The organism is Flavobacterium sp., from assembly GCF_043779715.1.
GTDB lineage: Bacteria > Bacteroidota > Bacteroidia > Flavobacteriales > Flavobacteriaceae > Flavobacterium.
The window spans coordinates 1-3,481 of sequence record NZ_JAYWDT010000139.1; the positions used below are offsets into that span (position 1 = coordinate 1).

Below are 3,481 nucleotides of genomic sequence, written 5' to 3' on the forward strand. Positions count from 1 at the left end.
CTTATCAGAAAACCATTTACTAATTAAGAAATAAGCCAAGAGAATTATGGTTATTTGCCCCAATTCAACACCTAAATTAAAAGACAATAACGAGGAAAAAAATTGATTTTTAGGAATTCCAATTTCTGATAATGCAGTTGCAAAACCCAATCCGTGAATTAATCCGAAACCAAAAATAATGAGCAATCTCCAAGGATTTACTTTCTGGCTTACAATATTTTCTAAGGCTGTAAAAAGTATGGAAATAGCAATTAAAGGTTCGATATAATTAGAATTTGGAATAATAAATCCCGCAGTTGCTAAACCCAAAGACAAACTATGAGCAACTGTAAAAACGGAACATTGAATAACAACGGATTTTAGTTTAGAATTTAAGAAAAAAATACTCAAAATAAATAAAATATGGTCGAATCCTAAAGGAATTACGTGAATAAAACCGAGTTGAAGATATTTTAATATATTTTCCAAAAAATTGAATTTATTGTTTGATTAGTTTAATTTTCGAATCAGTTTCTCCTTTAATTTCTAAGATATATATCCCTTTTAGCAAATCTGAGAAATCTTTTTTCTCGATGTTTTTTCCAGAAAAAATCTCTAAACCAATTTCGTTATACAATTTGAAATACTCGTTTCCCACGGCATTTTCAATCGTTATTTTTGATGAAAAAGGATTCGGGAAAACTTTGATTTTTGATTTTAAATCAACCGAATTTATTGCCAAATTGACGGGATTTCCTTTAACGCAAATGACATAATTTACGGTTGTTTTTAATCCGAAAGTTGTTATTCCAAATTCGGTATTCCAAAACCAAGCATTAAGTGTTTGATTTTGAACCGTAGTTGAACTCCAATAATTTTTCACTCCAATCGAGCCAAAAAAAGTTTGATTCACGGACGGATTTGATAAACTTTCGTCATTCAACGATTGTAATTCTTTGATGTTAGGCAATCGCCAATCATTTGCAGATGCTAATGATAAACCTTCCGCATAAGTAATGGCATTTTCCCAAGTCACGGCCGTTGCATTTGGTGTTTTTTGCCAAATTAATTGGGTCAAATTATCTGTAATGGTTCCGTTACCGTTATCTGTAAAATGATTTGAGATAACTGCAGGCGTTGTAATATCTCGAACCGCACGAGCATGAAATTTAGAAGTTCCGCCTGCACTGATAGTTTCAGATTTTGGTTTATTGCCAATTCCACCGCCCGCATTTGTAACCCAAACTTTGGTATTATCGCCAGTTTGATAGGTATTTGTCCACCAGTAGCCCGCATTTGTGTTTGTAAAATAGGTAGTATTTAGAGCAGGATTAGTATTCTGATGATTCAAAATCGAAAAACTTTCTCTTGGTGTTGGCAATCTCCAGTCCGAAAACCCGCCAAGTACTAAATTATCTGCATACGTATACGCGGATTCAATCGTCATTTCGCTACCATCGGCTTGTTGCCACATCAATCCTGTTACAGTATCGATTATGGTCCCGTTGGCATTATTGGTAAACGACGGCATATTAATACTGTAATCATTGTCTTCACCAAAAGTTGCTGTATAACTAGTGTTTTGTCCCGTATCGGCCAACAAATTCATCGTTTTTGTAACGCTTTGCGCGAATGAGAATGTAGTTATAAATAGAAATATTATTTTTCTCATATCATTCAACAATTAATTTTTTAGAAATTTCTAATTCCGATGTACTTATTTTTACCAAATACATTCCGCTTGAAATATTCGTTAATGGGATCGTTTGCACATATTTATTAGAACTGAAAACCAATTCTCCGAGCAAGTTATAAATTGAAATTTTCTTAATCTCGTTTCGAATTGTTTCATCAATATCTAAATGAATTTCATTTTTTGTAGGATTTGGATATAAAATTATTTTACTTTCATTCAATAAAGTTTGATTTACTGACAAATTACTTACTGTTTTTCGTACAATTACTTCATTGTCTAGAACCACATTTTTACTCCAAATAAACTGAGCATCGTTTGAAGCATCATCGAAAATATTTATAAAATTAGTATAAGATGGTTTGTTATCTACTCCAATAACAGTGTTAGTGTAAGTCGTTGCGCTTGGCCAAGTCGAATCGTTGAAACTAGCTGTAGTCCAGTTTGCTGGTCGAGCCCAATGTAAACCGTAATACGTTGTTCCAGAATTGCTATCGGCAGTGCTACAAGTAGTTGACAAACGTGAAGTTCCAGATTCAGTAGCACAAGATAAATTCATGATAGGTGCTGTATAAAAAGTTTGTGCTTTCCAACTTGTATCAGTTTTTGCAATAATTGTATTACTAGCATCTTTAAAAACTGCTACTATACCGCCATCACCCGCATGATAAGTAAAACCACCATTTGTTTCTGCTCCCACACCCAATCGTTCTTCCCAATCGACTAAAAGCATTGCAATTGTAAATGGTTTATTTACTTTGAAACGTACAATACTCGAGTTAAATTCGGTAAAAGGAACTTTGTCTTTACCAACTGGAATGCCGTTGATGTACATTTCGAAATAATTATCTGCAAAAATATAAGCCGTAATCACCTCTCCAGATGCATCAATTGTTACAATATCAGATCCGTTTAATGCAGATAACGCAGCCGTTGATGTTGCATAAGTGTTGCCATTGCACCCATTATTCAAATCTGATGCAAACGGGAAACTAGCATTTGCAAAATTGGTAACTGCAGGAACCGTCCAAGTTGTATTGTCTGAAGCAGTTATGGTTCCAACTGCCGCGACTCTACTTCCTACCGAACAGGTGCTATACAAGTTTGTTGTGGTTATGTTTGTTGCCAAACCTTGTGTAACAGATCCTGTTCCAGTATATTGTGCAAAACTATAAGTCGTAAACAATAAAAATAGTACTATTTTTTTCATGTTATTTTACTAGTATTTTTTTAGTTACAACCGAATTAGTAAACTGAATTTTTACTAAATAAGTTCCTTTAGATAATTTACTAATATCTATATCTGATTTAAAATCAGTAGTTTTTGAAACTATACGTCCATTTATATCATAAATTGAAATGTTTTGAATATCACTCTCAGATGAACTAATTCCTAAATTTATTTTTAAAATATCTGTTGTAGGATTTGGATAAAGTGTAATACTTTTTTCTATTGCAATAAAATTTTCTGTTGATAAGTTTGGAACTGTACACAATGCAGATCCTGTATAATTTGTAGTAGTTGTTCCTGTAGGAGTTACATAATTAAACGTATAAACCCCTGCAGCAGTTGCTGTGTAGTTGGTTGCATATCCTGATGTTCCGTTTAAAGTATAAGCCGTATTATAACCGTTACTAGCATTGGCTACACAAGCCGTAATTAAAGCACCATTAAGCGGACCATACGGTCCTGGTCTTGGAGAAACACCTTGCGGTTGTGGAATGATTTGATAATTGGCATCTTGTGTAACAACTCCCACCATATTACCTACCATATATGGTGCAGTTGCAGTCCCATGATAATGATAA

4 protein-coding genes are annotated in these 3,481 nt (G+C 33.7%); all 4 read right to left on the reverse strand.

Annotation, left to right across the window (positions count from 1 at the left end; translation table 11 throughout):
• Positions 1-468: HupE/UreJ family protein (locus tag ACH2BG_RS07000; RefSeq protein WP_395046994.1), on the reverse strand; the 468-nt coding region annotated here is incomplete at its 3' end.
• 10 nt (positions 469-478) lie between these two features.
• Positions 479-1,651, reverse strand: coding sequence for a DUF1566 domain-containing protein (locus ACH2BG_RS07005; RefSeq protein WP_395046995.1), 1,173 nt, complete (start codon positions 1,649-1,651; stop codon positions 479-481).
• 1 nt (position 1,652) lies between these two features.
• On the reverse strand, positions 1,653-2,882 hold the full coding sequence (locus tag ACH2BG_RS07010; protein ID WP_309758702.1) for a T9SS type A sorting domain-containing protein: 1,230 nt from the start codon (positions 2,880-2,882) through the stop codon (positions 1,653-1,655).
• Position 2,883: 1 nt separating this feature from the next.
• A partial coding sequence (locus ACH2BG_RS07015; protein WP_395046996.1) for a T9SS type A sorting domain-containing protein occupies positions 2,884-3,481 on the reverse strand: 598 nt, incomplete at its 5' end.